Annotated in this window: 17 protein-coding genes and 2 rRNA genes; 10 read left to right on the forward strand and 9 right to left on the reverse strand. The window is 54.8% G+C overall.

Translation table 11 applies throughout. The annotated features are described in order from the left end of the window. Nucleotides 1–416, forward strand: a 23S ribosomal RNA gene (locus tag VFU50_18760); the annotation flags it as partial. A gap of 286 nt (nt 417–702) precedes the next feature. Next, nucleotides 703–819 (forward strand): 5S ribosomal RNA (rrf, locus tag VFU50_18765). A gap of 674 nt (nt 820–1,493) precedes the next feature. Here rrf and VFU50_18770 read toward each other — a convergent pair. Then, nucleotides 1,494–1,907: a hypothetical protein gene (locus tag VFU50_18770; protein ID HEU5234906.1), complete on the reverse strand. Its 414-nt coding sequence runs from the start codon at nt 1,905–1,907 to the stop codon at nt 1,494–1,496. A 23-nt stretch (nt 1,908–1,930) separates the two neighbouring features. After that, the gene (locus tag VFU50_18775) at nt 1,931–2,146 is read right to left on the reverse strand and encodes a hypothetical protein (GenBank protein HEU5234907.1); all 216 of its coding nucleotides are present in this window, start codon (nt 2,144–2,146) and stop codon (nt 1,931–1,933) included. Between the two features lie 142 nt (nt 2,147–2,288). Between VFU50_18775 and VFU50_18780 the strand changes: the two genes are divergently transcribed. Beyond that, the gene (locus VFU50_18780) at nt 2,289–2,513 is read left to right on the forward strand and encodes a DUF433 domain-containing protein (GenBank protein ID HEU5234908.1); all 225 of its coding nucleotides are present in this window, start codon (nt 2,289–2,291) and stop codon (nt 2,511–2,513) included. A 3-nt stretch (nt 2,514–2,516) separates the two neighbouring features. Beyond that, nucleotides 2,517–2,846 carry a DUF5615 family PIN-like protein gene (locus tag VFU50_18785; GenBank protein HEU5234909.1) on the forward strand — a complete coding sequence of 110 codons (330 nt, stop codon included), beginning with the start codon at nt 2,517–2,519 and terminating at the stop codon, nt 2,844–2,846. Between the two features lie 82 nt (nt 2,847–2,928). Here VFU50_18785 and VFU50_18790 read toward each other — a convergent pair whose 3' ends face one another. The 5 genes from VFU50_18790 to VFU50_18810 all read right to left on the reverse strand — a co-directional run bounded on the left by VFU50_18790 (nt 2,929) and on the right by VFU50_18810 (nt 5,193). After that, complete coding sequence (locus tag VFU50_18790; GenBank protein HEU5234910.1) at nt 2,929–3,411, reverse strand: DUF2442 domain-containing protein; 483 nt, start codon at nt 3,409–3,411, stop codon at nt 2,929–2,931. Further along, nucleotides 3,383–3,628, reverse strand: a complete 246-nt coding sequence (locus tag VFU50_18795; GenBank protein HEU5234911.1) for a DUF4160 domain-containing protein — start codon at nt 3,626–3,628, stop codon at nt 3,383–3,385. Before VFU50_18795 ends, VFU50_18790 begins: the two co-directional genes overlap by 29 nt. A gap of 34 nt (nt 3,629–3,662) precedes the next feature. Beyond that, a complete protein-coding gene (locus VFU50_18800; protein HEU5234912.1) occupies nt 3,663–4,001 on the reverse strand; it encodes a histidine triad nucleotide-binding protein in 339 nt (112 codons plus the stop codon). Between the two features lie 197 nt (nt 4,002–4,198). Beyond that, nucleotides 4,199–4,987, reverse strand: a complete 789-nt coding sequence (locus VFU50_18805; protein HEU5234913.1) for a septal ring lytic transglycosylase RlpA family protein — start codon at nt 4,985–4,987, stop codon at nt 4,199–4,201. Further along, entirely contained in the window at nt 4,984–5,193 is a 210-nt protein-coding gene (locus VFU50_18810) for a hypothetical protein (protein HEU5234914.1), read from the reverse strand. The genes VFU50_18805 and VFU50_18810 overlap by 4 nt, the downstream gene beginning before the upstream one ends. Nucleotides 5,194–5,414: 221 nt before the next feature. Between VFU50_18810 and VFU50_18815 the strand changes: the two genes are divergently transcribed. The 3 genes from VFU50_18815 (at nt 5,415) to VFU50_18825 (ending at nt 7,596) form a co-directional block, all read left to right on the forward strand. Next, nucleotides 5,415–6,182, forward strand: coding sequence for an enoyl-ACP reductase (locus VFU50_18815; GenBank protein ID HEU5234915.1), 768 nt, complete (start codon nt 5,415–5,417; stop codon nt 6,180–6,182). 121 nt (nt 6,183–6,303) lie between these two features. Beyond that, nucleotides 6,304–7,413 carry a glycoside hydrolase family 172 protein gene (locus tag VFU50_18820; GenBank protein HEU5234916.1) on the forward strand — a complete coding sequence of 370 codons (1,110 nt, stop codon included), beginning with the start codon at nt 6,304–6,306 and terminating at the stop codon, nt 7,411–7,413. Nucleotides 7,414–7,416: 3 nt separating this feature from the next. Beyond that, on the forward strand, nt 7,417–7,596 hold the full coding sequence (locus VFU50_18825; GenBank protein ID HEU5234917.1) for a hypothetical protein: 180 nt from the start codon (nt 7,417–7,419) through the stop codon (nt 7,594–7,596). A gap of 15 nt (nt 7,597–7,611) precedes the next feature. On the opposite strand, the gene VFU50_18830 is transcribed toward VFU50_18825, so the two are convergent. Next, a complete protein-coding gene (locus tag VFU50_18830) occupies nt 7,612–8,028 on the reverse strand; it encodes a hypothetical protein (GenBank protein HEU5234918.1) in 417 nt (138 codons plus the stop codon). Nucleotides 8,029–8,246: 218 nt separating this feature from the next. Between VFU50_18830 and VFU50_18835 the strand changes: the two genes are divergently transcribed. From VFU50_18835 to VFU50_18845, 3 genes are all read left to right on the forward strand, one after another. After that, entirely contained in the window at nt 8,247–8,930 is a 684-nt protein-coding gene (locus VFU50_18835; GenBank protein HEU5234919.1) for a phytanoyl-CoA dioxygenase family protein, read from the forward strand. 31 nt (nt 8,931–8,961) lie between these two features. Beyond that, nucleotides 8,962–11,127 carry a beta-galactosidase gene (locus VFU50_18840; protein HEU5234920.1) on the forward strand — a complete coding sequence of 722 codons (2,166 nt, stop codon included), beginning with the start codon at nt 8,962–8,964 and terminating at the stop codon, nt 11,125–11,127. A gap of 197 nt (nt 11,128–11,324) precedes the next feature. Then, on the forward strand, nt 11,325–11,897 hold the full coding sequence (locus VFU50_18845) for an outer membrane beta-barrel protein (GenBank protein HEU5234921.1): 573 nt from the start codon (nt 11,325–11,327) through the stop codon (nt 11,895–11,897). Between the two features lie 363 nt (nt 11,898–12,260). On the opposite strand, the gene VFU50_18850 is transcribed toward VFU50_18845, so the two are convergent. Further along, complete coding sequence (locus VFU50_18850; GenBank protein ID HEU5234922.1) at nt 12,261–14,294, reverse strand: TolC family protein; 2,034 nt, start codon at nt 14,292–14,294, stop codon at nt 12,261–12,263. Between the last annotated feature and the right edge of the window lie 352 nt (nt 14,295–14,646).

Raw genomic sequence — 14,646 nt, forward strand, 5'->3', positions numbered from 1 at the left:
CCGGTTTGGCACCTCGATGTCGGTTCATCGCATCCTGGAGCTGTAGAAGGTTCCAAGGGTTAGGCTGTTCGCCTATTAAAGCGGTACGTGAACTGGGTTCAGAACGTCGCGAGACAGTTCGGTCCCTATCTGGTGTGGGCGCAGGAGATTTGAGTGGGCCTGTCCTTAGTACGAGAGGACCGGGATGGACGAACCTCTGGTGTTCCAGTTGTCATGCCAATGGCACGGCTGGGTAGCCAAGTTCGGTTGTGATAAACGCTGAATGCATATAAGCGTGAAGCACTCCACAAGATGAGATCTCCCAACCCGTAAGGGTGATGAAGGGCACTGGAAGACCACCAGTTTGATAGGTTTGAAGTGTAAGACCAGTAATGGTTTCAGCTTACAAATACTAATCGCCCGTTCGGCTTGACCATAAAATTTATTCAGTGCATTGCGGCGCTCCGCGCCGCTTGGCTGCTGGCTGCTTGCTACTGGCTTCTGGCGAAAAACAAGTCGTCCCGAAGTTGGAAATAGTAAGTTGGCCAGTGCTTCCCAATCGATTCAGTTGTGAGGAATCTCAAGCTACTAAGTTCAGTAGCTTTGCGCTGTTAGCTAGTAGCCGGAGGCCAGTAGCCAGCAGCCTTCGACAGTTCTCGCGCGTGTCACAAAGTAAGTGACACCCTGCTCTTAGGGGATGGCATAGAGCAGCCGCGACACGAAGTCGGTGATCATACCGCGGGGGTCACACCCGTTCCCATCCCGAACACGGAAGTTAAGCCCCGCCGGGCCGATTGTACTGCACGGGAAACTGTGTGGGAGAGTAGGTCATCGCCGGCATAAATAAAGGCTCAGTTGAGAAATCAACTGAGCCTTTTCCTTTTCGGGAAAAACGCAAAATCAACAGCAAAAACCGCCGCGGATCACGCGGATAAATGCACGGATTGCCGCGGAAACAGAACCGCCGGCGGTAGCCGGTGGGGCAGCCGCGATTTCGGCAGCTGCAATTCATCTGGATGTCAACAAACTGCGAGAACCTAAGCCAAGTGTAAAATGCGATGGCATGTCCAGATCGCCACTAAGGCTTTTCAAGCGGGCTCTCATTCATCGTGAGCGAGATGCACAAGATGGCTGGCGCCTTCCCGCCGGTACTCGTGGCATCTATATTCTTTACAACCAACGTGCTCGCTCTAAGGACATTTTCGAAGTGGTGTATATAGGAGTCGGTGGAACCAAGCTTAAGAGAGGTATTGGGGAGCGAATCTGGAACCACCGGCGCGATGGCAAAAAATCAAAATGGACGCATTATTCCATCTTTGAAGTACACGACAACATCTCGGGTGAAGAAATTTTGGAACTGAGAGTTTTCTGTTTCAAATATTTAAGCTGGACCCGCGGGTGTAGATAACGTCAAATTTGGTTCTAAGGCATTTAAAGAGATTTCAAGAGATGGTTTGTGGAAGGAGCAGCTTACTTCTTGATCGAAGTTCACCGACTAGCTCCCGTTCCACGCTTTAGAGCGATGCATTGTCTCGACCATAAACACAGATGTGTACATTGTCGGCATGCAATCGAAAATACTCTCCGACTCTTTCGATAGTCGGGTACTTCCCGCTAAACTCTTCCCAAACATTTCGGCTTTTGTGGGTGGCGGAATACACGCTCGAACCGCTCCGAAGATATTTAAGTACAAACTTATCATCGCTTACCCAAAGCTGCTTGTATCGATCCGTCGCGAATTCCGCAAGACGAAAGAAATCCTTAAAGACCTTCTGCAAGCGCGCATTGTCGTTGCCCTGCCATTCGGTGAAAGTGAACTCAGCAATCCGACGATTCGTCTCTAAGTCGAATCGTCGTGTCTCCGAGCTGCCTGCGCCGAGCGAGAGGGATTCAACGACTTCGCCGCCCGTGAGGATCGTTGGCAGCATCAAAAGAACGCCTAAAGCATGCATCACCACATCAATTGTGCAGCCGCACGTTTGATGGTCTTTGCGGCATCAAGCAATTCTGCGCTGATCAGGTTCTGATCCAGTCGTTCTGCAATCGCCTGTCCCGTTCGATGAGCGAATTGCCACTCAAGCTCAGCGATTTTCGAGGCCAAATCATCGCCCGTGAACTTCGCGACCTGATCAACGCACGACGCGAGTTTTGCAGCCGATGAGCTCATAGCCTGTTCAATATACTCTCGCGCAGGCGTGAGGCGCGGAATTCTTGTAGCCTATCGCGCGGAGGCACAGTAGAGCCTTGGGTTTCGTCGAACCAGCGATCCCAACTTGAGTCCATCGATGAAAGAAGCTACAGTCTAGGCTATGAAATACGCGGACCGTATCACCTTCGATCCCGAGCAGTGTGGCGGGCGGCCGTGCATCCGCCACTACCGCTTGCGCGTCAAGGATGTGCTCGAAATGCTGGCCGCCGGCGTCTCTGAAGCAGAAATCCTCAAAGACTATTCTTTCCTTGAGCCCGAAGACATTCGTGCATGCCTGGAATTCGCGGCCGAGCAAGTAAATTATCCGGTTCTCACGAACTCCTGACCCGTGCGCTTTCTTCTCGACACGCAGTTGCCTGCTGCAATGGCGCAGTGGCTGAGGGAACATAGCCTCGAAGTAGAGCACGTTCTAGAAATCAATCTTGCCCAAGCCACCGACGCTTCGATTTGGCGGCATGCCGCGAGCGTGGGCGCAGTGATCATGAGCAAGGATGAAGACTTTGCCGAGTGGGTCCGTCGCGGCAGACCAGGTCCCGCCGTAGCGTGGCTTAGAATTGGCAACTGCTCGAATCGAGCTCTAAAGTCGTGGCTTGAGCCTCTGCTGCCGACGATCGTTGCCAAGCTTGCGGATGGAGAACGCTTGATCGAAGTTCGTTAGTGGCATTGTCACTTCTTAACAAAATGGGAATGCGAAGGAGGAATTCTTATATTTGATGGACGATAAATGAACTCTCGGCAAGCTACTTGATTTTTAGATGTCGATAACCAGCTTTCTTGAATTTCGTGTTCAGGTAAGTTCCCATCGAATTGGCGGTAAGCAGATTTCTAAATTCCTCTTCTGGCACTGCGAGGTATCGGTAGACCTCACCAGAGTCTTTGAATTCAAGCTCCAGTATCGCTGTGTCCTTGTTGTAACCAAGCGAAGCAACTGCATCGGAATCGACTCGCTGCCGACGAATAGGAGTCGTGTTCTTAGCTGCCGGAACGCCCAGCAGAAGACTCTCGGTACTCAGATCCTCGTCAACGTCAGGCCAGTGAATTTCGTAACCGTCGGGACCAATTTCCCAATTTTCGCGTTCCTGCTTACTAGCTTGCTGAAGCCGGGGATACCACGACAGCGGGACACTGATGATGCGACCATCTCGCAATTGAACACTGAGTAGATCATCAGTGACCGCAACTTTCGAAACGCGCTCATCTGCCGCAGGAGCCAAAATACCCATTCCAAGTCTCCAATAGTGCTTCTCGATTATCCTCCACAATCTCACGAATACGTCGCAATTCGTGCATGGGGAATCCCCAGTTGCGAGCTAATTCGATTGGATCCAACCAAAATTTCGCCCGCAGGTTCTCGCGCCTGACATGAAGGTGAGGTGGCTCGTTCGGTTCAGAACTGAAAAAATAAAAGCGATACGGACCGGATAGGAGAACTGTCGGCATTCTCGAACCTTGTGCCTTTGATCCAGAATCGAGCCTACCCCGGCGGCCACCCCAGCAGGCGGCCCCCCAGCAAATGAAGATGCAGATGAAACACTGACTGTCCCGCTCCGGGACCGACGTTGAACACGGTTCTGTAGCCGTTTTCGATTTTTCGATCGCGCGCGATTTTCGCGGCTACCAGGTGCAGCTTTCCGATGATTTCGGCGTCTTCCACTTTGGCTTCTTTCACACCCACGATGTGCTTTTTGGGAATGATGAGCACATGCGTTGGAGCTTGCGGTTTGATGTCCTCGAAGACGAAGGTCTCCGCGTCTTCATAGACTTTCTTGGCGGGAATCTCGCCTTGGATGATGCGGCAGAAAAGACAGTCCATCGTTTTTTCACCTGATGAGACTCTGGGGTTGTCGGCTGCTTCGATAGTGGCGACGGCTTGGTTATTTCGTGATTTCCTGATTTCGTGATTTCGCGATTGAAAATCAAAAGCGTGACCGGAATCCCAAATCACCAAATCGCGAAATCACCCAATCGCCAAATACTCCATGTCCTTGACGCCTCCAGCAACGTTGACCTCTAGTCTAATCGCACGAGAAATACTCCGCCTTCCGGAGTGCTCAGGTTCTGCGAGATCTCTTCTGCGAGCTGGCGATCGTCGTTTTGTACGCGTACTCTCACCCATTCGCCGGTCGGTCCGGTGAACTCGATCACGCGCGCTGGGCGATAGCGGCTGACAATCTCCTGCTTGAGCTGCTCGGCAGCTTCAGTGCTGTCGAAAGCTCCGATTTGAACTTCCCATTTTCCGCCGCGATCGATTGGTGCCGGTGTCGCGAGGACGTCCATTTTGATCCACGCCGTTCCGGGCTCCCACACGTCGACTGCTTTGGCGGCGGCGAGCGAGAGATCGAGCATGCGCTCGCCGATGAATGGTCCGCGATCGGTGATGCGAACAATTGCGGACGCTCCAGTCTTTACGTTCGTCACGCGCACGATGCTGTTCAGCGGCAGTGTGCGATGCGCGGCGGTCATCTGGTTCATGTCGTAGACTTCGCCGTTCGCGCTGCGGCGATTGTGATATGGAGGGCCATACCAGCTTGCCAGTCCCGTTTCGGTGTAGATGGGCTTCTCTGAAGAGGGGAGCGGCGCAACTACTTCTGTATTTGCACGTTCGGTGGGTTTGGCCTGAGTGGGTACTGTCGGTGCCGGAGTGATTTCTGCGCTCTGCTGCTCCGCCGCCGGAGGTGCCGGTTCCGTTTTGGGAATCTCCGGAGGCGCGGGAACTTTGGCTTCGGTCGGACGATGTTCTCCACAGCCGGAGAGCGAAACCATGCAGATGAGCCCGAGTACAACGCGAATCCATTTCATTTCTGGGGATTCTGTCCTTTGGTGTCGTCCATGCGATCGGCAAGTTTGCGCAGTTGCTCGGCGGCAGTGCGCAGCGCCTGCGTACCCTCACTGCGGACCTTCGGCACAACGTGCTCGTTCAAGTGCTGGATCACTCCTTTAATCTCCTGCTCGATCTTTGAAGCTGCTTCGTCGAGCTTGCGCTTGGTCTGCGAGAAATCAGCCATCAGAGCACCTCATTGCGATTATGTACGGCGGGCAGTGTGGTGGCAACCAGTTTGGAATCTGGAAGGGAACAGGGGACGGAAAGGTTACAGGTTACAGGGAACAGGGTACAGGCAAAACCGAGACTCTCAATTGAAGCCGGCTTTAGGATTTCCCCTGTAACCTGTCCCCTGTAACCTGTCCCCTCCCGTGCTGCTATCCTGTGTGTTTCTCGGAGCGACCGATGATCAATATGCAAGCACGCGTGGCCGTTGTTTTCGGCATTGCCAACAAGCGCAGCATCGCCTGGGCGATCGCACAGAAGCTTCAGGCGGCCGGAGCCACGCTCGCCATTACGTATCAGAATGAGCGCCTCGCGCTGGAAGCGAACGAGTTGGTCGAAGCTTTGCCAGGCGCGCAGGCGTACCAATGCGATGTCTCCAATGATGCCGAGATCAATCAATTATTCGAGCAGCTCAAGTCCCGATATGGGAAGCTGCATACGTTGGTGCACAGCGTAGCATTTGCTCCGCCGGATGAATTGAAGAACGATTTCATCTTCACTACGCGTGAAGGTTTTCGCATTGCCCACGATGTAAGTGTTTATTCGCTCATCGCACTCTGTCGCGCAGCGGCTCCGCTAATGACAGAAGGCGGAAGCGTGATCACGCTCAGCTACTACGGCGCGGAGAAAGTTGTGCCGCGATATAACGTGATGGGCGTGGCGAAGGCTGCGCTGGAAGCCTCTGTACGCTATCTAGCTTCCGATTTGGGACCGCAAAAAATTCGCGTGAACGCCATCTCTGCCGGGCCGATCAAAACTCTCGCCGCTCGTGGAATTTCGGGACTGGGCGACATGCTCAAGGCTCATGCCGAACGCGCGCCGCTCAAGCGCAATATTGAAGCTGCGGAAGTCGGCGACGCCGCGCTGTATCTCGCTTCAGACCTGAGTACGGGCATTACTGGCGAGACGATCTACGTGGATTGCGGGTACAACATTATGGGGTTCTAGCTCTTTTTGTTGTCTTGTCATTCCGAACGAAGTGAGGAATCCCTACTGACACGAAAATGTTTCGGCGTGGTAGGGATTCCTCGCTGCGCTCGGAATGACAGCTCCGCATCGTGAAGCACTCATGACCAAGCACTGTTTAGTCGTTCTCCTGCTCGCAACCGCCGTCCTCGCCCAGCTTCCCAGCTTTCCCGATCTGACACACCCGCAGGACTACGCCCTGCATCGCACCTCGAGCTACGATCGCAGCGGCGGCAACGCCGACTTCCGCGAAGTTCCGGCGGGCGGCACTCTAACGCTGCTCGATGAAAACGGCCCGGGAGAGATCACGCACATCTGGATGACGATCGCCACTCGCGACCGCGATCACCTGAAAGCCATTGTGCTGCGCATGTACTGGGATGGCGAGCAGACTCCGTCAGTCGAAGCGCCCGTCGGCGACTTCTTCGGACTCGGCCTCGGCACCTATCACGAATATCAATCGGCACCGCTAGCTGTAGGCTCAATCAAAGCTCTGAACTGTTTCTTCCCTATGCCGTTCCAGAAGCACGCTCGCATTACCGCCACCAACGAAGGCTCGATTCCGGTCGGAGCCTTCTACTTCAACATCGACTGGCGTGGGTACAGCAAACCTCTGCCGCCGGACACGCTGTACTTCCACGCGCAGTTCCGCCAGACTGCTCCCAATATGGGATGGACGAATCAGTGGACCTCGAACGGCGATCCTAAGGTAAATGACCGCAAGAATCTCGATGGCGCAGGCAACTACACGTTTCTCGAAGCGCAAGGCCGCGGACAGTTCGTCGGCGTCACTCTGTCCGTGCTGCAGAACCAGGACGGCTGGTGGGGCGAAGGCGACGATATGTTCTTCATCGACGGCGAGCAACGTCCGTCGATTAACGGCACTGGATCGGAAGACTATTTTCTAGGAGCATGGGACTTCGGCGACCGCCCATTCTCATACTTACTGTTCGGCGCACCGGTGAAAGGTGAGGAGAAAGCGGGCAGCGAGTCATCCGTCTATCGTTTTCATCTCGACTCGCCGATTCCATTCACAAAGTCGCTGCGCGCAACCATCGAGCACGGACACGCGAATCACCGTTCAGACAACTACTACTCAGTCGCGTACTGGTACCAAAATGAACCTCACGCGCCGTTTCCGCCGATGCCGCCGCTTTCGGACCGTCTGCTGAAGCTGTTTCCCGTCGGCGGCCCCGGAAATGCGGGGAAGTAGCCGATGCCGAAGAAGCAGATTGCCATCTTCGTCGTAATCGACGTCATTCTCGTAGTGGCTGTGCTTGTCGCAGCCTTTCATCACATGAAGATTCTTTATGTCCTGCTGGCCTTTACGCTGCTTTCGGTACTCAATGGGGTCGTTCTTATCGTGACAGTGGTGAAGAACACGAAACAGCCGTGAATCGTTGGCCGCGCTTCAGCCAACAAGCCAGGAAGCCCAACCAATGCAGATTGCCGCGAGTCCGGAGAGCACCACCGGTGGTGGAAGAAAATACTTCCAGCAAAGGATCAATGACACAATCTGCACGGCGAAGAACATCCAGCCCAGAGTCCCAATCGCTTGCGGATTGCTGCGCGCTAATCCCCCGAGATACCACGCCAGATAGGCTGCAAAGAGAAGATACAGTGTTGCGAAAAGGCCGAAGCCAACGTAGAACTCGGCATAACTTCGGCTGTTCCCGCTAAGCGGGAAATGGACGCTGCGCATCGAGTCCCAAACTCCCTGGCCTTCCACAGAAGGCGCTTTGAACCGCAGGAAACCAACCGTATGACCAGCGGCAAAAAGGATGAGTATTACTGAGCCAATGCGGTAGAGAACGGTAGCCTTTGACATGCAGAGGGTTTCCTCCTGAGTTTTGTCCTGCAAAAGTACGACCTTCAATTTTGGGAGAATGGACAAACATAGTAACAGGACAGGAGATGTTGGCGCGACGCGGGAGTTTCATTGCGTTAAGAATCTCCCCTGTGGAGAGAGGCTGCAGAACACCCCCAAATAGTCCGTATGGTGGCTATCTATAATCGCACGAACGAGGGCGCTTCTAAACTACTGAAATGAACCTGCAGGCAGCTGTAAGCAAGAATGGCATCGCTCTCGTTCCGGATGTGGTGCCTCGAGACGAAGCTTCGATTCTGATGGTTAAATTCGATGAGAAATCGCCTCGCCGCAGCCGCGCTGGAATTCGACATCTGATGTCGAATGAAGTTGTTCTAGAGGTTGCCAAGAGTTCGCGCATGCTGGCGATTGCTCGAAGCATTCTTGGCAATGGCGCATTCCCATTTCGGGCTACACTCTTCGACAAATCGTTCGACGCAAACTGGCTGGTCGTGTGGCATCAGGATACCGCCTTGCCTCTCCGGGTACGAACCGATATGCCTGGCTGGGGACCCTGGTCTGTAAAAGAAGGCATCAATTACGCCCATGCTCCAACGCGAGCGCTTGATCAGATCGTGGCGCTCCGTCTTCATCTCGACGATTCCACTGAGAAGAATGGTCCCTTGCGAGTTCTTCCAGGAACACATAAGCTCGGAGTTCTTTCGGACGAGGAGGTTGAGAGGCTGAGCAGGGAATTGAAAGCCGAAGATTGCCTTGCGAGCAAAGGCTCGGTCCTTGCGATGCGACCGCTGTTGATTCACTCCTCGTCCAAGTCCCAAAATGATTCTCCTCGAAGAGTGCTGCATATCGAATATGCAGCTTCTCCATCCGTAGGAGATGGACTGGAACTCGCAATAGCGTAGTGAAAATCTGGTACAGGCGGAGAAACGATAGATGAAGCCGAAGATGCTTTTGTCGTGCTCTGTAGTGAGTGTGTTTGTCTCGGTCTTGTCCAGCGTGGGTTACGCTCAGGGCCAGACTCCCCGGCAGCCAGCTTCCTTCGCTCCCGACAAAATGGATAACGTCCTTTATGGCGTCGCCTACTACCCCGAGTACATGCCGTACGACCGGCTCGATACGGATGTCGAGCTCATGCGCAAGGCTGGCATCTCCATCGTCCGCGTTGGCGAATCCACCTGGAGCAGTTGGGAGCCGCGCGACGGCGATTTTCAGTTTGCGTGGATGCAGCGCGTTCTCGATCGTCTGCACCAGGCCGGCATTAAGGCCATTTTGGGAACGCCGACTTATTCGATTCCTACCTGGCTCTACAAAGAGCATCCTGAGATCGCGGTAACGCACGAGACTGGATCTGCTCCGCCGCTGCGCGATCCTTACTATCCGACGTATCCACCTTCTGGGCCTCCGGGATGGTATGGGCCGCGCCAGAATTATGATTTTCTCAATCCCTACTTCCGCGAGAAAGCGGAGAGAGTCATCCGGCAGATTGTCAGCCACTTCAAAGATCATCCGGCGGTGATTGGATATCAGATCGACAACGAGACCTTCCCCACCGGCATTCCAACGCCGTACATGAATGCCGCATTCCTCGATCGGCTGAAGCGCAAGTACAAAACGCCGGAGACGATCAACAAAATCTGGGGCCTGGTGTACTGGGGACAGCTCGTCGACTCGTGGGAAGATCTTCCGCCCCGAAACGGGATTCTCAATCCGGGATACAAGCTCGAGTGGGAGGACTTCCAGCACGACGTTGTCACCGACTATCTCGCCTGGCAGGCGAAGATCGTGAACGAGTACAAGCGTTCCGATCAGTTCATCACGCAGGACTTCAGCGGTGGAGTGCACACGAACCTCGATCAGTGGGCGATCGCGCGCAATCTCGACATTGTCGCGGAGAATCCGTACTTCGAAACGCAGGCGCGCCTCAATGGCCGTGCAATCTGGATGGCCGGCGATCTCGGTCGCTCGCTGAAGCACACAAATTATCTCGTCACTGAAACCAACGCGCAGACCATCGGATGGGATTCGCGCGCGCAATATCCGCAGTATCCAGGACAGCTACGCCTGGTTGTGTACACGCACCTGGCTGCCGGAGCGAACATGGTCGAGTACTGGCACTGGCACTCGCTTCATTACGGGCAGGAGACTTACTGGAAGGGCGTGCTCTCGCACGATCTTGAGCCAAACCGAACGTATCGCGAGGTAAGCGAGGTTGCCGGCGAACTCAAGCGGGTCGGCCCGCAACTCGTCGATCTGAAGAAAGACAACAAAGTCGGAATCTTCCTCAGCGTCGATTCGGCGAATGCGCTCAGCTACATGCCTGTGGGCGATCACGTCGATTACATGACCGTGCTGCGCCAGATGTACAACGCGCTCTACGATCTGAATATCGAGCCCGACTTTGTACAGGCAGGCGATCCCAATCTGGGACGTTACAGAGTACTGCTTGTTCCACCGCTATACAGCGCGTCCGACGAAATTCTTCAGCAGCTTGTGAAGTACGTCCAAGACGGCGGACAGGTCATTATGTCCTTCAAAAGCGGTTTCACGAATCAGTATTCCACCGTGCGCGACGTAATGGCTCCCGGTCCGCTGCGCGCCGCCGCCGGTTTTCACTATCAGGAGTTCACGAATTTGGCTGAGCCTGAGCAACTCGAACCCGATCCTTACGGCGTGGGCGATCAGAGCAAAGGCGCAGTCTGGGAGGAGTTCATCATTCCCGACACAGCGCAGGTGATTGCTTCATTCAAAGATCCGTACTGGCATTTCCCAGCGATCACTCGCAATAAATATGGAAACGGCACTTTGACGTATGAAGGTACATACCTCACCGATGCATTGCAGCGTGAGATCATCCGCGATGTTGCAAAAACGGCCGGATTAACGGGCCCAGATCAGAATCTTCCCTCGTCTGTGAAGGTGAGACACGGACGCAATGCTCAAGGCAGGCTGCTGCATTATTACCTCAACTTCTCAGGCGAGAAGCAGCAATTCCCATATGCGTACAACAGTGGAGAAGACATCCTGAGTAATCGCCACGTTGCTCCGAAGGAGGCCATTACTCTCAAACCTTGGGATCTGGCAATCATTAGCGAGCAATGAACGGACGGCAATAGGACATGCACTTTCTGTCGTAGCTTGCTACTGCAACCGCGACAACTTGAGTCGAAGCATGTAGCGCGACAACTGCAGCGCTGCGCCTGCAATCACACCAGATAACGAACAGGTCCTTCCCCTCTGAGCATGCGGCGACGCGCTTCGCCCAGCCTGGTGTCCTGTCGAAAAAAGAGAGGCATTCCATGAGGCGTCCACTTCTCGTCGTCATTGCGGTACTTACTTTCAGCTCTGCGTGTTTGTTTGCACAATCGAGCGAGGTACCGCCGATCGATATTTATGGTGCTTATTCGCACAGCAGCAACTTCGGAGTCGGACAAAGCGGCTGGCTCGCGTCGGCTAACTACAACATAGTTCCCAATTTAGGAGTCGAAGCCGACCTGAGCGGCGGATACGGCTCGAAAGACCTTGGCACTATCGCGGTTATTCTGCCCGGAGTTCCGAACACCTTGCACAGCCGCATGCACAGCTTCAATCTTGGCCCGAGGTTTACCTTCCGTCCGTCATCGAACAACAACGCCGATGCCTTCGGCCACCTTCTGTTCGGCTTTAGCCACACCAATGTGAGCGCAACCGGCACTGCCGATTCCGACACATCGTATTCATGGATTCTGGGTGGCGGCGGAGATTACTTCTTCACCGACCATTTCGGCGGACGCGCGCAGATCGATCTGCTGCGCACCAACTTCTTCAATCATGGAGACAATCACGCGCGTGTGGCGCTTGGCGTGGTTTACCGGTTTGGAACGAGTCGGTAGGGAGCACACGAGGGCATTTTTTGCCTCGTCGTCCGAGAAGCAACTGTGATCCCTCGCACAGCCGCGAAGGCGTAATTCGATTCTGAAGGCTTGGTTTTGCTGTGCGGGGGACCTGCTTTCGGCTGAGTAGTCGAACAGCGGGTCCCCCGCACCGCAACTACAAACTCTGAAATTAGCGAGTGCATAGCTGCGGTGCGAGGGATGACAGTTCGTTTACTACTCTGCTGTTTAACTCATTCAGCAGGCCCTTCGAAGCATTCGAAATTCAGCAGCCGCACAAACCGCAGCTGCCCCATCGCGTAGCACCCCAGCAATCGTAAAATCGGCGATCGCCGGGGACCCTGCCTACCGGCGCCGGTTCCGTTATTTCGGGTTCTCCTGCGCCATCGGCGATGCTGTCGGATTCTGCGCAGCTCCTTGCGGAGTCTGTTGCTGCTGTGTCGGCGTGGTATCAGTGCGGGGTGTCACGTAGGGCACGATCGGCTGCTTGGTGACAACACCGTTGAACGCGTCCTCGAGCACAATGCCATTGCGCGTCAGCGTGTAGCCGGTCACGCGATCCAGCTCCACGCGCGATTTCTCGTAAGCTGTGCGTGCCGCCACGAGATTGCTGTCGGCCGTAGCCAGATCGGTCTCGGTCTGCAGCACGTTGATGTTGGTCGAGGCCCCGAGAGCATACTTCTTCTGCTCGGCGTCGAGACTCTGCTGGGCAAGCTCGAGCGCCTTTTCGGCAGCTTCGACCTGAGCGCGATCCTGCTGCACGGTGAACTGCGCCTGGCGGACTTGAATCGCAACCTGATTCTGCAATTGCTGTAACTGCATCTGTGCCTGGCGAAGCTCGAGTTCCGACCGCATCTGGTCAGCCTGGGCTGAGCGGTTCCGAATCGGGATGTTGATCGAGAGTCCCAGGCCTTTATCGGGAGCGCTGCTGTTGAACAAGTTGCCGACTGTACTACCGTATCCATTGGATGGCAGTGTTCCCGCCGGCGTACAGAAAAGTGGGTTCACGCCTGGAGATCCACAAGTAGCCAAGGGATTCTGCTCTCCACCGAGCGCTGTGGCGCCGTAAAAAGCCACAAGGTCGACTGAGGGAAGCAGGCCATTGGCCGCGGCTTTGCGGTTGATTTCCGAGTTCGTCAGATTGATGCGGGCGCTGGCCAGGTCAGGACGATGAGATAGCGCATCGTTAATCAGATCCTGGATGGGAGTGACTGGTTCTTCTGCCGGCATTGCAACTGTGTCGGTAGGAATCACCGGAGCCGCCGCCAAAATTGGGTCCGACAAAGTGCGTGAGAGCGCGTTCTTCATGAGAAGCTGCTCCAGTTGCAGGTTGGTTTGCGCGACAATCAAAGCCTGCTGATTCGTAGCCACCTGGCTCTGAGCGCGGACTACTTCGATCGGCGCCAGGGTTCCGATTTCTACCTGCTTCTGATTATCAGCCAGTGTCTTTTGCGCCAACCCCACAGAACGCTCTTTGGCCTTTACATTTTCGTACGCGTTCACCAGATCCCAATAGATGTTCTCGATTTGGGAAATCGTTTGGATCACCTGGTTCCGATAGGCAACGTCGGAGATCTCACGATTATTGCGGGCGATACGAATGAAGCGAGTGTTCAAGCCTATTCCGAAGCCCTGCAGCAGGTGCTGCGTGATAGTCGCGCGAAAACTGGAGTTCAAAGAGGGATTCAGGCTGGTAAACAGGCTGTTCGTAGTCTGCCGGTTGTTCTGGAACCCGACCGACAAATTCGTGCCGGGCGAAAATCCCTGGTTATAAGAAAAGTTGCCGACAGTAGTGTTCGATCTCAATTCGGGAACACCGCTGAAAGGATTCGCTTGCGGGCTGATTGTGCGCTCTCCGGTAAACGTGCCGTTCAGGGAAGGATCGAATTGCGGTACCGCTGCGCCTGCGCCCAGCGTTGAAACCACAATGCCTCCTGATCCCGCTCCGGCTCCCCCGGCTCCCGTGGTAGTGCCTCCGGCTCCAGAGCCTGATGCTCCGGAGGTGCCCGTTGGATTCTGTCCGCCAGGCGTCCCCTGAACCAAGCCCGTGTTAACGCCGCGCAACGCTTGTCCCGCTTTAGCGCGAAGCACATCAGTATCAGCAATGGGCAGCGTGTAGCGCGCAATCGCCAAATCGAGATTGTTCTCGAGCGCCAGGGCAATCGCGTCCGACATGGAGAGATAGATCTTTCCGTCGCGTACCAGTTGATTTAACCGCGGCGAATTTGAAAGATTCGGCGGAGCAACGTTCCTCGTCTTGTACGGCGCAATCGGACCTTTCAGAAAACTGTAGCCGTTCGCATAATTGAGGCCGCCAAAGGTTTCGCCGCGACTCGGCTGCACCGTGCTGGCCGGCTGCTGCGGTGTGGGCGCGTTCGGCGTCTCCTGCGCGTTCATCGATGTGGTAAATAAGAGTGCGCAGCCCAAAGCTGCACTGAGCGGAAGCGTCCGCCTGATCGTTTTACATCCTGACAAACACAACTCACGCATGCGCGTTCTCCAAAATTGCTTTCAGTGAGTGAATAGATTGAGACTACTGCCGTCCGGATTCGTCAACACACAAGAATTTTTCGTCCGAAACAACGATGGATACGATCCACCGGGCAGATTAGTTCCATCACCGGACAAGGCGCTGCCCGTCCTGTGAGCTATTGTGGGAACGCCTAGTATAAATGATTGTCACTGAAACAGGACTGATTCCGGTCATAGGAATTAACGGGGAGAGGCGAACACGAAGGTCACGAAGGCG

The organism is Terriglobales bacterium (assembly GCA_035764005.1).
In the GTDB taxonomy this organism is placed as follows: Bacteria; Acidobacteriota; Terriglobia; order Terriglobales; family Acidobacteriaceae; genus Gp1-AA112.